14 protein-coding genes are annotated in these 16,203 nt (G+C 70.9%); 3 read left to right on the top strand and 11 right to left on the bottom strand.

Going from position 1 to position 16,203, the window contains the following annotated elements; genetic code table 11:
* Positions 1-25: 25 nt before the first annotated feature.
* Together ACYQ8Q_RS26830 and ACYQ8Q_RS26825 are read left to right on the top strand one after the other, a co-directional pair.
* Positions 26-2,131: a hypothetical protein gene (locus ACYQ8Q_RS26830; protein ID WP_460068402.1), complete on the top strand. Its 2,106-nt coding sequence runs from the start codon at positions 26-28 to the stop codon at positions 2,129-2,131.
* Positions 2,131-3,684 carry a hypothetical protein gene (locus ACYQ8Q_RS26825; RefSeq protein ID WP_460068401.1) on the top strand — a complete coding sequence of 518 codons (1,554 nt, stop codon included), beginning with the start codon at positions 2,131-2,133 and terminating at the stop codon, positions 3,682-3,684. Before ACYQ8Q_RS26830 ends, ACYQ8Q_RS26825 begins: the two co-directional genes overlap by 1 nt.
* Here ACYQ8Q_RS26825 and ACYQ8Q_RS26820 read toward each other — a convergent pair.
* The 10 genes from ACYQ8Q_RS26820 to hemL all read right to left on the bottom strand — a co-directional run bounded on the left by ACYQ8Q_RS26820 (position 3,681) and on the right by hemL (position 13,661).
* On the bottom strand, positions 3,681-4,073 hold the full coding sequence (locus ACYQ8Q_RS26820) for an SRPBCC domain-containing protein (protein ID WP_460068400.1): 393 nt from the start codon (positions 4,071-4,073) through the stop codon (positions 3,681-3,683). The genes ACYQ8Q_RS26825 and ACYQ8Q_RS26820 overlap by 4 nt on opposite strands.
* A gap of 37 nt (positions 4,074-4,110) precedes the next feature.
* A complete protein-coding gene (locus tag ACYQ8Q_RS26815) occupies positions 4,111-5,025 on the bottom strand; it encodes a CU044_5270 family protein (protein ID WP_460068399.1) in 915 nt (304 codons plus the stop codon).
* Positions 5,022-5,636 (bottom strand): RNA polymerase sigma factor, encoded by a 615-nt coding sequence (locus ACYQ8Q_RS26810; protein WP_460068398.1) that lies wholly within the window; start codon positions 5,634-5,636, stop codon positions 5,022-5,024. The genes ACYQ8Q_RS26815 and ACYQ8Q_RS26810 overlap by 4 nt, the downstream gene beginning before the upstream one ends.
* A gap of 102 nt (positions 5,637-5,738) precedes the next feature.
* Positions 5,739-6,839 (bottom strand): c-type cytochrome biogenesis protein CcsB, encoded by a 1,101-nt coding sequence (gene ccsB / locus ACYQ8Q_RS26805; RefSeq protein ID WP_460068397.1) that lies wholly within the window; start codon positions 6,837-6,839, stop codon positions 5,739-5,741.
* Between the two features lie 186 nt (positions 6,840-7,025).
* Positions 7,026-8,729: a cytochrome c biogenesis protein ResB gene (gene resB, locus ACYQ8Q_RS26800; RefSeq protein WP_460068395.1), complete on the bottom strand. Its 1,704-nt coding sequence runs from the start codon at positions 8,727-8,729 to the stop codon at positions 7,026-7,028.
* 3 nt (positions 8,730-8,732) lie between these two features.
* The gene (locus ACYQ8Q_RS26795) at positions 8,733-9,506 is read right to left on the bottom strand and encodes a cytochrome c biogenesis CcdA family protein (protein ID WP_416983214.1); all 774 of its coding nucleotides are present in this window, start codon (positions 9,504-9,506) and stop codon (positions 8,733-8,735) included.
* A 1-nt stretch (position 9,507) separates the two neighbouring features.
* The gene (locus ACYQ8Q_RS26790) at positions 9,508-10,095 is read right to left on the bottom strand and encodes a TlpA family protein disulfide reductase (protein ID WP_460068393.1); all 588 of its coding nucleotides are present in this window, start codon (positions 10,093-10,095) and stop codon (positions 9,508-9,510) included.
* A gap of 66 nt (positions 10,096-10,161) precedes the next feature.
* Positions 10,162-11,469 (bottom strand): polysaccharide deacetylase family protein, encoded by a 1,308-nt coding sequence (locus tag ACYQ8Q_RS26785; RefSeq protein ID WP_460068392.1) that lies wholly within the window; start codon positions 11,467-11,469, stop codon positions 10,162-10,164.
* Positions 11,470-11,628: 159 nt separating this feature from the next.
* Positions 11,629-12,345 (bottom strand): histidine phosphatase family protein, encoded by a 717-nt coding sequence (locus ACYQ8Q_RS26780; RefSeq protein WP_460068391.1) that lies wholly within the window; start codon positions 12,343-12,345, stop codon positions 11,629-11,631.
* A complete protein-coding gene (gene hemL / locus ACYQ8Q_RS26775) occupies positions 12,342-13,661 on the bottom strand; it encodes a glutamate-1-semialdehyde 2,1-aminomutase (protein WP_460068390.1) in 1,320 nt (439 codons plus the stop codon). Before hemL ends, ACYQ8Q_RS26780 begins: the two co-directional genes overlap by 4 nt.
* Before the next feature lie 338 nt (positions 13,662-13,999).
* Here hemL and ACYQ8Q_RS26770 point away from each other — a divergent pair, with 338 nt between their 5' ends.
* A complete protein-coding gene (locus tag ACYQ8Q_RS26770) occupies positions 14,000-14,626 on the top strand; it encodes a hypothetical protein (protein ID WP_460068389.1) in 627 nt (208 codons plus the stop codon).
* A gap of 199 nt (positions 14,627-14,825) precedes the next feature.
* Here ACYQ8Q_RS26770 and ACYQ8Q_RS26765 read toward each other — a convergent pair whose 3' ends face one another.
* A complete protein-coding gene (locus ACYQ8Q_RS26765) occupies positions 14,826-16,004 on the bottom strand; it encodes a 4-hydroxybenzoate 3-monooxygenase (RefSeq protein ID WP_460068387.1) in 1,179 nt (392 codons plus the stop codon).
* Positions 16,005-16,203: the final 199 nt, after the last annotated feature.

Genomic DNA, 16,203 nt, shown 5'->3' with positions numbered 1-16,203 from the left:
CAGGGCCCTTGGGGGGAGAGGTGCGGTGCGCGGACGGTTGTACGGGCGTGGTGCGCTGTTCGACGTGGAGCCGCCCGGGCTGGTGCCCCGGCTCGTCGGACTCCGTCCGTACGCCCATGAGGGCGAGAAGGCCGAACACCCCACCGGGCCACCGCTGCTGGTCCTGGCCGGCGGGCGGGGTCTCGGCAAGAGCGCGGTGCTGGCCGAGCTGGTGGACGCCTACACCGAGCGGCTGCGGGGCGGCGAGTCCCGCAAGCGCACCCCGCTCGCGCTGATCGACTGCGAGGACGAACAGTTCGCGCGCCCGCCGCACGAGGAGAGCCCCGAGTCCTGGTCGCCGGTGTGGCAGGCCCTGCTGGTGGTGGCCGAGCAGCTCACCGAGCCGGTGAAGGCGGCCGGACAGCTCTCCTTCCCCCGGCTGACGGCGGGCCTGGTCGCGGTGCGGGCGAGCGACTGGAGCGGGCGCAGCGACTCGGACCGGATCCGCCGGGAGCTGACCCGGATCCTGCTGCTGAACGAGCGCCGGTCGCACTTCACGCTCGCCGGGCGCTGGGCGGGGAAGGTCGCCTCGAAGGTGATCGCGGCGGCCGGCGGCGGCGGGCCGTTCGTCGCGGCGACCGTCGAGGCCACCCTGGAGGCGCTCTCCGAGGGCTTCACCTCGCACAAGGAGCACAAGCCGGCCACCTGGTACCGCGCCTATCCCAACGCGGGCGGCAACGCGAAACGCGGACTGCTGCTGCTCGCCGGGAACTTCCGGGCCGGCGGCACCTCCCGCGAGCACGCCGAGCGCTGGCTGGTGCGGGCCCTGCTCGCCGACCTCACCGAGGCGTACGCGGGGCTCGGCTCGCATCTGCGGCGGCTCGGCCGCCCGCTCGTCCTGCTCGACAACGCGCGCGGCGGTCCCGGCCCCGGGCTGCTGGACGCCGTCCTGCGCGACCGGGCGGACGGGGTGGTGGACCCGGTGGTGTGCGTGACGACCGTACGCGGCACGGCCCATCCGGCGCTGCGGGACGCCGTACGGCGCGAGCTGCCCGAGGTGGCCCGCGCGACGGAGTGGGAGCCGGGGTCCTCGCCCTCCTCGCGGGCCCTGCTGGTGCCGCTGCCGCCGCTGTCCCCGGACGACACCCTGCACATGGTGGGCGCGATCTGCGACGACATCGGGTTCCCGCCCCAGTTCCCGCACGCCACGCACCGGCTGACCGGCGGCAACCCGCTCGGGATCGTGCTGCTCGCCACCGCCGCGCGCCAGCACCCGCGGGAGGCCGCGTCCCTGGGGCGGCTGCTGACCGCCAAGGTGAAGCTCACCGAGGAGCAGACCGACGACGGCCGGCCGGTCTACGCCGAGCTGCTGCGGCGGCTGGTCCCCGCGGACCGTCTCGACGAGCTGACGGTCCTCGCGGCCGCGCACGACCACGACTCCGCCGTGGCCCTCGCCCGGGCCCGGCTGCCCGACGACTTCGGCTCCTCGGGCGTACGGTCCCTGCGGGTGCGGCTGGCCGAGGAGGGGCTCGCGGCGGAGTCGGGCCAGTTCGTCGGCGACCCGTTCGTGCGCACCCTGCTGCTGCTCCGGCTGCACCACCGCCGCGCCGACCACGCGAAGTGGCGCGAGGTCCACGAGACGCTGATCCGGCACTACACCCGCGAGGACGGGCCCCCGGCCCACGCCCGCTACCGGCTCCACCACGAACTCGCCCTCGGCGACACCGCAGGCGCGGTCGCCCATCTGCGCGACACGTTCCCCGTGCTGGACACCCGCGCCTGGCTGGACACCCTGTGCTTCCTCGCCTCCGCGCCCTACTTCCACGCCCACGACGCCGAGGGCCGGGACGCGGCCGGCCGCGGCGACCTGCGTACGGCGATCGCGCTCGGCCGCACCGACGCGGACGGGCAGCCCCCGGAGGGCGTCGACGCCTCCCTCCATCTGCGGACACGGCGGCTGCTGCACGCGGTGTGGCAGGTGACCGACCCACTCGTGCTGCCCGACGCACGGGTCTGCGGGCGGCTGGAGTTCGAACTGCTGCAACTGTCCGACCTGCGGCCCGCCGGGGGCGCACTGCTGTTCGCGGCCTCCCGGGCCTGGCCCCGGGACGCCCTCGCGGGCCGGCCGCTGCGGACCGACGGGGAGGGCTGATGGCCGAGGGAGACAGAAGCGCGCTCATGCGGTGGCTGCGGGACGTCTGGGAGATCCGGCTCTACCGCTACACGGCCCTGCTGCTCACGGCCGCCCTGGTCACCGGCCTGGTCTTCGGCGTACGGGCGCTGACCCACGAGGACCGCTCCTGCGCGCCCGGGGTGGCCCGGCCGCCCGGCGCCGACGAATGCGTGGGGGTGGCGACCGGGGCGTACGACTTCGGGCACCGCCGGCTGCGGGACGTCGTCCGGGCGATCTACGCCGAGAACGACCGGCTGAAGAAGGGCACCTATGTCACGGTCGCGCTGATGCTGCCGTACACCGCCTCCACCTCGTCGACGCTCAGCGACATCCAGCACGAGATGCAGGGCGCCTACCTCGCCCAGTACCGGGCCAACCACAGCTCCAACGGGCAGGCGCCGGCGATCCGGCTGGTGCTGGCCAACCCCGGGGCCACCAGCGCGCACTGGGAGACGATGGTCGACCAGGTGGAGCGGATGACGAAGGGGCCCGACCGGCTGCGCGCGGTCGCCGGGGTGGGCCAGAGCACCGACAACAACAAGAAGGCCGTCGCGGAGCTGACCCGGCGGGGCATCCCGGTGGTCGGCGCCTCCATCACGGCCGACGACCTCGCCAACGGGCAGCACGGCAAGGACCCCTTCCCCGGGCTGGCCCGGGTCTCCCCCACCAACACCGACGAGGCCCGTGCGCTGGCCGCGTTCGCGAAGGTGGACGCGGAGCGGGCGCTGCTGGTGTACGACAAGCCGGGCGATCCGTACACGCGGACGCTCCAGACGTCGTTCGCCGCGCTGATCAAGGGCTCGCCCTACGAGCCGCAGCCCTTCACCCCGCCCGCCGACCGCACCCGGGAGGGGACGACCGCGAACACGTTCCGGCAGATCACCCACCTGATGTGCGACACCTCGCCGCGCACCGACACGATCCTGTTCGCCGGCCGGCACACCCAGCTGCGGCAGTTCATCAACGCGCTCGGCACCCGGGGCTGCCAGGAGCGGAGCTTCACGGTGCTGACCGGGGACGAGGGCTCGTATCTGACCGGCGACAAGAAGCTGGACCGCGGCGCCCTGCGCCATCGTCTCTCGGTGCGCTACACCGCCCTGGCCCATGGTGACGCCTGGGCGCTGGACAAGTCAGGGACGGGCGGTTCGGCGGCGGACCTGAAGGTGCTGACCGATCTGCTCGCGCGCACCGGCAACGCCCCGGTGGGCCCGATCGGGACGGTCGATCTCGCCGACGGCCAGCTGATCATCGCCTACGACGCGATGACCCTCGCCGTCCACGGCATCCGCGAGGCCACCCCCGACGGCGCGAGCGTCCCGGCCCTCGCCGATGTCGGCCTCCAGTGGCCGCAGGTCAAGGGCTCGCTGCGGGTGAGCGGGGCGAGCGGCTGGATCTGTCTGGACGTCCACGGCAACCCGTACGACAAGGCCGTGCCGATCGTGGAACTGCACCCCGACGGCGGTTCGGTCTTCGTCCGTATCGCCTGGCCGGAGGGGAAACCGCCGGGGAAGGAGTGTCTCCCGCCGTCCTAGCCGTCCTGGCCGTCCTGGCCGTGCCCGTGCTCCGAAAGGGCCAGCAACTCGCTCAGGTATTCGAATCGCCCCCGCCAGGCCGGCTCCGCCCCGGAGTCCGGCGGCTCCCCGCCCTCGGACTCGTGCGTGAAGCGCAGGACCGAGGCCGTGGCCCCGTCCCGCTCCAGATGGAAGCGGACGCGGCCGATCGCCGGGAAGGTGTACTCGGCGACCCGGTCCACGTCCCAGGCGGTGACCCGGCCCTCCCCCAGCCCGCGCAGCACGACCGCGCCGCCGAGCCGGGGTTCCAGCAGATCCGCCTCCACCCACCACGCCGCGAGCCCGTCCGGCGTGCTCACCGCGGGCCAGACCGTCTCCATGGGAACGGGCAGCCGTACCAGCAGGTGCATGACTCCAGCGTGACCCTTGGGAGCCGGTTTCGCATGGTCACGGCCGCTCGCCCCGCTTGTCCACGACGGCGGCCTTCAGTGCGGCCGTGCGGCTGGTGACCGTGCCCTTCTTGAAGGTGTCCTCGTCCTCGGTGTAGAGGTCGCGCTCACCGAGGAACTGATACGTCTTCCTGTCGAAGACCACCTCCTGGCGCAGAGACGAGTTCGGGACCAGGCGGCCGAGCGCCCTGCCGACCCGCCCGACGGCGTCGACAGAGCGCGGGAGGGCGACCACCCCGGGGACCCTGAGCAGGGCCCGGTAGAGCGCCGCGCTCTGCTTCGGCGGCAGCAGTCCGGTCTTGAACACATCGCCGGCCACCAGCCACAGCAGCTCGTCGGGGTCGTCCTCAAAACCACCGCCGTTCATCGCCACCGCCTTCTTGCGCATCCAGGCGTACATCCCGTCGGTGTCGGTCGGCAGCGTGGACAGGTACCGGTAGTTGACGGGCAGGGTCTTGTCCTTCTTGCCCGGGACCCGGTCCGGCTGGGTGGTCCGTCTCCCCTCGCCCCCCGCCTCGTCGATCAGCCCCTTGCGGGTGCCGTCCACGGACACCCACTCCTCCAGCCGGTGCAACGGCCGCAGCGTCGTCGTGGACGTCCCGTCCTCCTTGATCTCCGTCGACTCCCACGACACCATCCAGTCGACGTACGTGTACTGGTCGTCGCGCGCGTCGCCGAGCCCGTCGTCCTCGAGCACGACCGCCGCACCGGGGTGCCGTGCCCCCTCCCCCGGCGGCAGCACGACGATCGTGAGGGCCGCGACCGTCGCGACCGCGACCGCGGCCAGAGCGGGCCGCAGCCAGGCCCGGCGGGGGCGCGGGGCCTGCTCGGTACGCCGGATCTCGGTCAGCAGATGCTCCTTGAGGAGTCGGTGACGGCCCGGTGGAAGGTCCTGTTCGGGCAGGTGGCTCATCGGTGTCCCTCCCTCAGGGGCCGGACCGCGCCGCCGCGGTCACCTGTCTTCTGTCCGCTCGCGTGCGGGAGTTCCATGCCGTTCGTGAAGGCCGCGAGCTTGGTGCGAGCCCGCGAGAGCCGTGACCGCACCGTCCCGACCGGCACCCCCAGCGCCTCCGCGGCGGCCCCGTAGTCCAGCCCCGACCACACGCACAGCGCCAGCACCTCCCGCTCGGCCCGGCGCAGTCGCGTCAGGGCGGTGCGTACGAGGTCCAGCCGGGCCGCGTCGTCCACGCGCCCCGCGACCTCGTCGGCGAAGTCCCGTACGGCCTCGTCGCGCGGGAGCCGGGCCAGGGCGGCCGCGTGTCTCCGGCTCGCGCGGCGGGTGTTGCGCGTGACGTTGGTGGCGATGCCCAGCAGCCAGGGGCGCAGGGAGCCGCCGTCCTCGTCGAGCTTCCCGCGCAGCCGCCAGGCGTCCAGGAAGGTCAGTGAGACGACCTCCTCGGCGACCGTCCACTCCCCCGTGAGCCGGTAGGCGTGGTGGTAGACGGAGCGGGCGCAGGCGTCGAAGAGCTCACCGAAGGCGTCGTGGTCCCCCGCGCGGATGCGTCTTCGCAGATTCGTATCCACGCCCCTCTTCCTGTCCGCACGACGAAGGCCGGTTCCCGTGACTCACGTCACAGGAACCGGCCTTCTCGGTACGTCTTCTCGGTACGCCTCTTCGGTACGGCGTCAGACCCCGGCGTACGAGTGCTTGCCGGTCACGAAGATGTTGACGCCGTAGTAGTTGAAGAGCCAGCAGCCGAAGGCGATCATGGCCAGGTAGGCGGCCTTGCGGCCCTTCCAGCCGGCCGTGGCACGGGCGTGCAGGTAGCAGGCGTAGGCGACCCAGGTGATGAAGGACCAGGTCTCCTTGGGGTCCCAGCCCCAGTAGCGGCCCCAGGCGTCGCCCGCCCAGATCGCGCCGGCGATGATCGTGAAGGTCCACAGCGGGAAGACGGCCGCGTTGACGCGGTAGGCGAACTTGTCCAGGGACGCGGCGGCGGGCAGCCGGTCGAGGACCGAGTTGGCGAACGCGCCGGGCTTGCCGCCGGTCGCCAGCTTGTTCTCGTAGGCGTCCTTGAACAGGTAGAGGATCGTGGCGACCGCGCCGACGTAGAACACCGCGCCGCAGAAGATCGCGGTGGAGACGTGGATGTACAGCCAGTACGAGTGCAGCGCCGGGACCAGCTGGTCGCTCGCCGTGTACAGGACGGTGACCGCGAGGCCGAGGTCCAGCAGGACCGTGGTGATCAGGAACAGGCCGAGCCAGCGGACGTTCTTCTTCAGCGCCAGCAGACCGAGGTACACCCCGACGGCCACCGTGGAGAAGGTGAGGTTGAACTCGTACATGTTGCCCCACGGCGCCCGCTCCACCGAGGCCGCGCGGGCGATCACTCCGCCCAGCTCGACCAGGAACGCGAGCACCGTGAGGGAGATCGCGATCCGGCCGTACATGTCGCCCTGCTCGTCGCCGCCGTGCGCGCCGGGCCCGTCGGGCAGGTCCCGCGCGCCGGCCGCCGAGCGCACCACGACCTGCGGGCGCTCCAGCACGGCGGTGCCGCCGTCCTTCTTGACGGTGACGGCCGGGCCCTTCGCCTTGGCCTGCGCCGTGGCGGTGAGCGCGGCGGCGGTCCGGCCGACCTTGCTGCGGCTGCCGAAGAGCCACTCCGCGATGTACGCGAAGAAGGCCAGGGTGTAGACGGCCATCGCCGAGTAGATCAGCGTGTTGCTGATACTCGCGAGGTGTTCGTTGGTGGCGGCGGCCAGCTCGGTTGCGGCGGCGAAAGTCACCTCAGCACTCCTTCGGGTGAATATCCCGGCGAATTGCGTCGGGCGGTGAGGTCGGGCAGGAAGCTTGAAGCCGTGTTACCGGGCTGGTTTCAACCCGGCTGGCGTTGATCGTGGAAGACCTGGCGGGCCGCTGGCCCGTCGGGCGGCGTGAGCCAGGAATCTCCCTGGGTCCGCGAGGGAGAGGATTCAATTCTCAGCCCCTTCGGCAGCTGCGGCGTCGGAGTCGGACGCGCCGTCCGGCTCCGCCCCCGGCGCCTGGTCGTACAGGATGCCGGCGAGGTCGCCGAGTTCCTCGGGGAGCTTCGCGGACTCGCTGCGGCCGAGGCCGGCCATCTCGACGACGGTGACGCCGTCGGCGCCCTTGACCGCGCGCACCCACACCCGGCGGCGCTGGATGAACAGGGAGGCGGCCAGGCCGAAGATCGCGGCGATCGCACCGGTCAGCGCCCAGCCGCTGCCGGGCTGCTGGGTGATCTGGAAGTTGGCCCACTGCTTGGTGCCCTCGTAGGTGACCGAGCCCGCGCCGTCCGGGAGGGTCATGGTCTCGCCCGGCTTGAGGTTCTCCCGCAGCTGCGCGCCCTTGGAGTCCTTGAACTCCTTCATATGGGTCTTGTCCATCTGGTACACGCTCTGCGGGATCCCCGAGTCGACCCCGAGGTCGCCGTGGTACGGCGCCAGGTTCAGCACCGGGTTGTCCAGCGCCGGGAAGGTCGAGGCGGTCTCGCTGCCGGCGGTGTACGTCGGCAGGAAGAAGGCCGAGATGCCCAGCTGCTCGGTGACGCCCTTGGCGTTCTTGTAGCCGTCGAGGACCTTGACGACACCGCTGGAGGTGACGTTGGAGTCCAGCGGCAGCAGCGGCACCGCGTCATGGAAGACGACGTTCCCCTTGCCGTCGCGGACCGTGATCACCGGGGCGTAGCCATGGGCGGTGAGGTAGATCTTCGAGTCGTCGATCTCCAGCGGGTGGTTGACCTTGACGACATCCTTCTTGTCCTTGCCGTAGGCGCCGACGCTGTAGGTGACCGCCGCCTGGAAGGTGCGGGCGGTGCCCTTGTTGGGGCCGGTCTTCTCGTACGTCCCCTTGAACTTGTCCAGGGTGAAGCTGAACGGGTTCAGGTCGTCGGTCCCGAAGAGGTTGCCGGACTTGAAGTCGTCGTAGGCGATGAGGGTGTTGGAGAAGCCGGCGTTGCCCTCGACGAGGAGCTTGTTGCCCTCGGCCTTGAACAGCTGGCCCCAGGCGAAGGCCACCAGCATCACGATGAGCGCGATATGGAAGGCGAGGTTGCCGACCTCACGGAGGTAGCCCTTCTCGGCGGAGACGGCGTCCCCGGCGAGGAGGGCGCGGAAGCGGCGCTTCTTCAGCAGGGCGAGGGCGGCCTCGCGGACCTGTTCCGGCTCGGCGTCCGTGCGCCAGGTGGTGTACGCCGGCAGCCGGGTCAGCCGCTTGGGGGCACCTGGCGGACGGCTGCGCAGCTGGCCGGCGAACTGCCAGGTGCGGGGCACGATACAGCCGATGAGGGAGACGAACAGCAGGATGTAGACGGCCGAGAACCACACCGAGCTGTAGACGTGGAACAGGCCCAGCTTCTCGTAGACCGGCGCGAGCGTCGGGTGGGCCTTCGCGAAGTCGGCGACCTTGGTGGCGTCCTGGCCGGTCTGCGGGATCAGCGAGCCGGGGATCGCGCCCAGCGCCACCAGCAGCAGAAGCAGCAGGGCGACCCGCATGGAGGTCAGCTGGCGCCAGAACCAGCGGGCCCAGCCGACGACCCCGAGGCCGGGCACGTTCGCCGCGGTCTCGGCGGGCGCGGTGGAGAGCTGGGAGCCGGCCGCGCCGAGGTCCCCCTCCTCGGGGGCGGCCGCCGTCTCGTCGCTTGTCGTGGTCTTGCTCATGGATCAGATCCCCACAGTGAAGCCGGCGGACCAGGACTGCATGTCCTGCACGATGCGGTCCCACGCACCGGTCAGCAGCAGCAGTCCGGTCACGATCATCATGATGCCGCCGGCCCGCAGCACCCAGACGTAGTGGCGCTTGACCCAGCCGAAGGCACCGAGCGCCTTGCGGAAGGCGACCGCGGCCAGGACGAACGGCACTCCGAGGCCGAGGCAGTAGGCGACGGTCAGTATGGCACCGCGGCCCGCACTCCCCTGCTGGGAGGAGAGGGCGATCACGGAGGCGAGGGTGGGGCCGATGCACGGGGTCCAGCCGATGCCGAACAGCGCGCCGAGCAGCGGGGCGCCGACGAGCCCGGTGGCGGGCTTCTTGTGGAAGCGGAACTCGCGTGCGGTCATCCAGGGCATCAGGCCCATGAAGAAGACGCCCATGACGATCATGAGGACGCCGAGCACCTTGGACAGGACGCCCTGGTTCTCCTGGAGGGTCTGCCCGAAGTAGCCGAACAGGGCGCCGCTGGAGACGAACACGGCGGTGAAGCCGAGGACGAACAGGGAGGCGCCGGCGACCATCCGCCCGCGCCGGGCCTCGGCCAGGTCCGTGCCGGTCACGCCGGTGACGTAGGAGAGGTAGCCGGGGACGAGCGGCAGGACGCAGGGCGAGAAGAAGGAGACGAGCCCGCCGAGCAGGGCGATGGGCAGGGCGAGGACCAGGGCGCCGTTGAGGACCGTGCCGTTGTAGCCGTCCGCCGCGGCGAGGGTGGTGAGCGCGCTCACGTCACTTCTCCGCGAGGACCGGGGCGATCATCTTGCGCAGCTTGTCCTCGCTGAGCGCGGCCAGCGACCGCGCGGCGATCTTCCCCTCACGGTCGATGACCAGCGTGGAGGGGATGGCCTGCGGGTTGAGCGTGCCCTTCTTGAAGCGGAGCATCAGCTTGCTGCTCGGGTCGTACAGGCTGGGGTAGGTGACCCCGAAGCCCTTCTCGAAGGCGCGGGCGCTCTGGACCTTGGGGTCGGCGACGTTGATGCCGACGAACTGCACGCCCTGGGCGGCCAGGTCCTCGGAGACCTTCTGGAAGTTGGGGGCCTCGGCACGGCAGGGCGCGCACCAGGATCCCCACACGTTCAGGACGACGACCTTGCCCTTGTACGAGGAGAGGGCGAGCTGCTGGTCGTCGATGGTCTTGCCGGAGAGTGCGGGGGCCGCGTCGCGCTTGCCCTGGGCGACGGTGGAGATGCCGTCCTTGCCCATGATGAATTTGGTGTCACCGCCACCGCCGGAGATCCCTCCGGCGGCGCAGGCGGACAGCAGCAGGGTCGCCGCAGCGGCGACGGCGAGGGACGAAAGCGTGCGGGTGGCACTCATGTGAAAAGTTTCGCATGCCCGTTCCGGGGATCTTGCGCACCCCCCTTGCGGGCGGAAAACCGCATTTCAGGCGGCGGATTCGGAGGGGCTGGGGGAGCTCGTGGAGCCGGTGGAACCGGCGGTGTCCTTCATGAACTCCTTCCAGCCCCCGGCCGGCTGCTGGCCGACGTCCAGGGTGCGCAGCTTGTCCAGCACCTCCGGCTTCTGTACGTCGATCCAGTCCACGAACTGGCGGAAGGAGACGAGCCGGACGTCTGCGCCGCTCTCCTTCTCGGCGGCGATGTGCTTGAACGCCTCCTCGACGGCGTCCATGTAGATGCCGCCGTTCCAGTGCTCGAAGTGGTTGCCGACGAAGAAGGGGGCGCGGTTGGACTCGTACGCCCGCCGGAAGCCCTGGATGTAGGCCTGGGCGGACTGCTTGCGCCAGCCCGGGTAGTTGTAGCTGGGCGCGTTGGTGGAGTTGACCGACTGGTTGGCGAGCATGTTGTAGTCCATCGAGAGGACCTCGAAGCTGCGGCCGGGGAAGGGTATCTGCTGCAACGGCAGGTCCCAGAGCCCCTGCCTCTTCTGCGGCCACACCTGGCGCCCGCCCGGCGAGGAGGCGTCGTAGCGCCAGCCGAGCGCCTTGGCGGTGGGCAGCAGGTTGTCCTGGCCGAGGAGGCAGGGCGTACGGCCGCCGACGAGCTCCTTGTCGTAGTCGAAGGGCAGCGCGGCCAGATCGGTCCAGCCGGTGGTGGTCCGCCACTCCTTCACGAACTTCTTCGCCTGGTCTATCTCGCTGCGCCACTGCGCGGGCGTCCAGTTGCCGACCGAGCCGGAGCCGCCGCAGAAGTGCCCGTTGAAGTGGGTGCCTATCTCGTGCCCCTCCAGCCATGCCCGGCGGACGTTGGTGAGGGTCATCTTGACGTGCTCGTCGGTGAGGTAGCCGATGTCGGAGGCGCCGACGGGGTTGTTCGGCGGGTCGTAGAGCCGCTTCTTCGACTCGGGCAGGAGGTACAGCCCGGAGAGGAAGAAGGTCATGGCCGCGCCGTGCTCCTTGGCGAGGTCCAGGAAGCGCGGGAAGAGACCGTTGCCGACCTCGCCGGCGCCGTCCCAGGAGAAGACGACGAACTGCGGCGGCTCCTGGCCGGGCTCCAGCGGCACCGGCTTGACGGGCTGGTGGGGCTGCTTGCCGGTGAAGGCGGTGGACCCGTCGCCGATCGGCTTGGCGGTGGCGGTCGGCTTCGGCGAGCCCTTCTTGCCGGAGCCGCCCTTCCCGGAACCGCCCGCGGGGGAGGGATCGGTACTGGTCAGGCTGCCGCATCCGACGAGTCCGGCAGCGGCGGCGGCCCCGGCACCGAGTCCGAGTGCTCCCCTTCGGGTGATGGCGCGCATGGCAATCCCGTTCGTCGCGTCCTCTGGTGGTCACCCCTTCAGAGGACACGACGAACGAGCGGGTTCCGCTCATACGTCCGGATTCGGTAACAGCGAACGCTCAGGAAGCACCCAGATGTGGCCGGAATGCGTCGCGCACCGGGCTCTAGTGCCGGGGCACTAGGCGCCGAAGGCCTTGCCCTGCCCCGGCGCCGCGCCCTTCACCGGCTTGGCACCGGCCCGCAGATGGGCCGGTACGAGGTCGAGGGCGGGCTCGCTGTAGCCGACCGAGACGATCCGGTCGCCCCGGTAGGTGAAGGTCGTCAGCGAGGCGAGCGTGCACTGCCGCTTGCGCGGGTCGTGCCAGAGCCGGCGCCGCTCGACGTAGGACCGCACGATCCAGATCGGCAGCTGATGGCTGACCAGTACCGCCTCATGGCCGCGGGCCGCGTCCTTCGCGGCGTCCAGCGCGCCCTTCATCCGGACGACCTGGTCGACGTACGGCTCGCCCCAGGACGGCTTGAACGGGTTGACGAGGTGCTTCCAGTTCTCGGGGTTCTTCAGCGCGCCGTCGCCGACCCCGAAGGTCTTGCCCTGGAAGACGTTGTCCGCCTCGATGAGCCGCCCGTCGGTGGCGAGGTCGAGCCCGTGCGCCTTGGCGATCGGGGTCGCCGTCTCCTGCGCCCGCTCCAGCGGGGACGCGACGACGTACCGGATGTCCCGGGAGGAGAGGTGCTCGGCGACCCGGTCGGCCATCTGCCGGCCCAGCTCGGAGAGGTGGTAGCCGCCGAGACGTCCGTAGAGGATCCCGTCCGGGTTGTCGACCTCGCCGTGCCGCATCAGATGGACGACGGTCAGGTCGCTGTTGCCGTTGAGGCTGTTGTCGGGGGTGGTCATGCTGCTGTGGCCTCCGCAGCCGCTCGGGCCGCCGCCGGAAGGGCGTCGGCGATCCGCTGGATGGCCCGGTCGTCGTGGGCCGTGGAAACGAACCAGGACTCGAAGGACGACGGCGGCAGATAGACGCCGTTCGCCAGCAGCGAGTGGAAGAAGGCGGTGAACCGGAAGGACTCCTGCGCCTTGGCGTCCTCGTAGGTGCGCACCGGCCGGTCGGTGAAGAAGACGGAGAACATGTTGGACGCGCTCTGCAGGGTGTGCGCGACGCTCTCCTTGGTCAGCGCCTCGGAGACGAGCGCCTGGATCTGCCCGGACGCGGCGTTGACCTTGTCGTACGCCGCGTCGTCGAGGAGACGGAGCTGGGCGAGGCCGGCGGCGGTGGCGACGGGGTTCCCGGACAGGGTGCCGGCCTGGTAGACGGGCCCGGCGGGCGCCAGGTGCGCCATCACGTCGGCGCGCCCCCCGAAGGCGGCGGCGGGGAACCCTCCGCCCATGACCTTGCCGAAGGTCATGAGATCGGGCCGTACGCCGTCGATCCCGAACCACCCGGCGCGGCTGGTGCGGAACCCGGTCATCACCTCGTCGGAGACGAAGAGCGCGCCGTTGGCCCGGCAGGCGTCCTTGAGTCCCTGGTTGAAGCCGGGCAGCGGCGGGACGACGCCCATGTTGCCCGGGGAGGCCTCGGTGATCACACAGGCGATCTCACCGGGGTGCCGGTGGAAGGCCTCCTGCACGGCCTCCAGGTCGTTGTACGGCAGCACGATGGTGTCGCCGGCCTGGGCGCCGGTGACGCCGGGGGTGTCGGGCAGCGCGAACGTGGCGACCCCGCTCCCCGCCGCGGCGAGCAGCGAGTCGACGTGCCCGTGGTAGCAGCCGGCGAACTTGATCACCTTGGTCCGCCGGGTGAACCCGCGGGCGAGACGGATCGCGGACATGGTCGCCTCGGTCCCGCTGCTGACGAGCCGCACCTGCTCCAGGGGCTCGATCCGGGCGACCATCTCCTCGCCGAGGGCGACCTCGCCCTCACCGGGCGTACCGAAGGAGGTGCCGCGCGAGACGGCCTCCCGCACGGCGGCGATCACCTCGGGGTGGGAGTGCCCGAGGATCATGGGGCCCCAGGAGCAGACCAGGTCGACGTACTCCCGGCCGTCGGCGTCGGTGAGGTACGGACCGCTGCCGGACACCATGAAACGGGGTGTTCCGCCCACGGCGCGGAAGGCGCGGACCGGCGAGTTCACACCGCCCGGGGTGACGGCGGCCGCTCGGTCGAACAGCGCCTGCGAGACGGGCGCATCGTATGAATAGGGCAGTTCGCTCATGACCTGCGGCTTCTCCGACCTTCTCCGACTTGCTGGACTCCGGTTGCCAGTGACTCCCCAGGGTAGGCCAGTGGGCGTGCGGGACCGCGGGGCAGGAAGGCACCGACCCCTCCCGCACCGGCCGTCATCTGAGAAACTGAGACGGACTGAGCCTGATATGAGACGGACTGAGGCTGATAGACGTAGCTCACCATGACCGTGTGTCGAGGGCTGCGAAGATCCTGCGGACAGGTGTTTCAACGCACGTTTCGGCGGGCGGCCGTGGGGGAGGTCACTGACACGATGATCGGGTTGCGCGGCCGGGGCCACGCGTCCTAGAAAAGCAGTCGGGTGGAGATATGCATCGCGGTGGCGGACTGGGCGAGGGGACTGACGACCTGGGTCCTCGACGTGCCCGGCGGGGAAGGCACCGGCGCGACCTGGAGGAAGCGGGCGAGGGACGCGACGAAGCACGTCAGGGCCAGGACATGAGCCCGGGCGAGGACCAGGGTGTACCGAATGGAGCCGGGAGCAGGAATGGTGGTCGGGTGGGGGTGACGTACAAGTACTTCGGCGCGCCGGACGGCGCGACGGCGGCCCGCGTCCCGATCTCGATGCGCCCCGAGGAACTCGGCGGCGACGAGCTCGGCATGAACGGCATGTTCACCAAGATCAAGCCGGAGACGATGGCCGCGATGGTCCTCACGGGCATCGAGGGCGTCCCCCTGCACAAGGTCCCCCCGCTCGAGCTGGTCGTCCTCCATCCCGACTACGCGGTCGTGAAGCTCCCCATGACGGTCGTCGACCCCCTCCGCGACATCGGCGAGGAGGCGGTGGGCGCGGCCGCCTTCATCTGGTCCACGGTCCCGGACCGCGGCGGCCCGCGGGACGCGTTCAACGTGTACCAGCTGCTGCACGAGTGGCAGGACTTCTCGCACCGGTTGCATGAGGCGGGGCATCAGCCGTACTGCCTTGTGTGGCCGTGACCTGGGGTTTCTTGCAGATCGGGCGGGGTCTTCGGGCCTCGCCCTCTTCGGTGGCGGGGAGGGGCCGTCAGGCGCGGCAACAGCCCGTCTTCGACGGCCGCGCCGAGGATGCCGAAGACGGGAGAGCCCAGCTCGCATTGACCGAGGTGCTCACCGATGTGGTTCCGGACCGTCGCCCGAGCACCGCACCCGGAACCTGCTAGTTGGTTCCGGCGGTGAGTTCGCCGAACAGCTTGTTCGCCGCGTCCGAGGTGAACTGGCGCTGCAGTTCGGCGCGGGCGATCTGCTTCTTGAACTCGCCTTCGAAGCGGGTGAGACCGGCGTTGTGCATGGTGTCGGTGATCCACGTGGCGAACGCCTGGTAGTTCCAGATGTGCGGCAGGCAGGTCCGCGAGTAGCCCTCGAGGAGGCTGGAGTCGCCTTCCTTGGCGTGGCGGATCACGGCTCGGGCGAAGACCTCGGCGTCGTACAGGGCGAGGTGGATGCCCTTGGCACTCATCGGCGGGACGATGTGGGCGGCGTCGCCGAGGAGGTACAGCCTGCCGTGGCTCATCGGGTCGAACACCACGCTGCGCAGCGGCACGATCTGCTGGGAAAGGATCCCGCCGCGCGCGGGAGGGGTGCCGAAGCGGGCTTCCAGCTCGTTCCAGATGCGCTCGTCCGGCCACTGCTCGGGGGTGTCGTCGACCGCGCACTGGAGGTAGATGCGACTGGCCCGAGGTCCGCGGGGGATCATGCCGGCCAGGCCCCGCTCGTGGATCGCCATGCCGTGCGGTCTGGTCGGGGTGGCGGCCAGGACGCTGAGCCAGGAGTAGCCGTACTCGTGGGAGTACTCGGTCAGGGCCGCGGCGGGGATGCTGCGGCGGGACACGCCGTGGAAGCCGTCGCAGCCGGCGATGAAGTCGCACCCGATGGCCTGGGCCGAGCCGTCGGCGGCCCGGTAGCGCACCACGGGGTGGTCCCCGGCGATGTTCTCCAGCGTGATGTCGGCGGCCTCGTAGCGCAGGTCGCCACCCTCGCGCAGGTAGACCTCGGTGAGGTTGCGCACGAGGACCTGCTGCGGGCAGTACAGGCTCTCGTTGTTGTCCTCGTCCACGTCGATCGGCATCGCCTGGCCGTCGATGTGAAAGGAGAAGCCGCCCTCGCTGTGCGGGATCGGATCGCCCGCCAGGACCTCCTCCAGTCCCCACGCGCGGAACAGGCGCACCCCGAAGGTGTCGATGGTCCCGGCGCGCTGGCGCTGCTCGACGTAGGCACGGGGGTGCTTCTCCAGCACGATGCAGTCGATGCCGTTGCGCAGCAGGAAGGTGCCGAGGGTCAGACCGGCGACGCCGGCTCCGATGATGACGACGGCCGTGTCGTCGTGTGTCGTGGTCATAGGGTGCGCGAGCCTCCGTGCTCGGGGCGGTGGACCGGTTCGCGGCATGGCCGCCACCGGCGGCGCCGCCCGGGTGGTGCGGCGTCCGGTCCCCACCCTCTGCCGCCTCCCGCAGTGCACACCACCGGCAATCGGACAGCAGATACCGGAAGGCCGCCAAACTGCGGGGGAGGCGGTACAGGCTGCCTGAGCTGCGCAG

This window comes from Streptomyces sp. YKOK-I1 (genome assembly GCF_054660435.1).
Note: the sequence above shows the minus strand (reverse complement) of the source record. Positions and strands in the feature narration are given on the sequence as shown.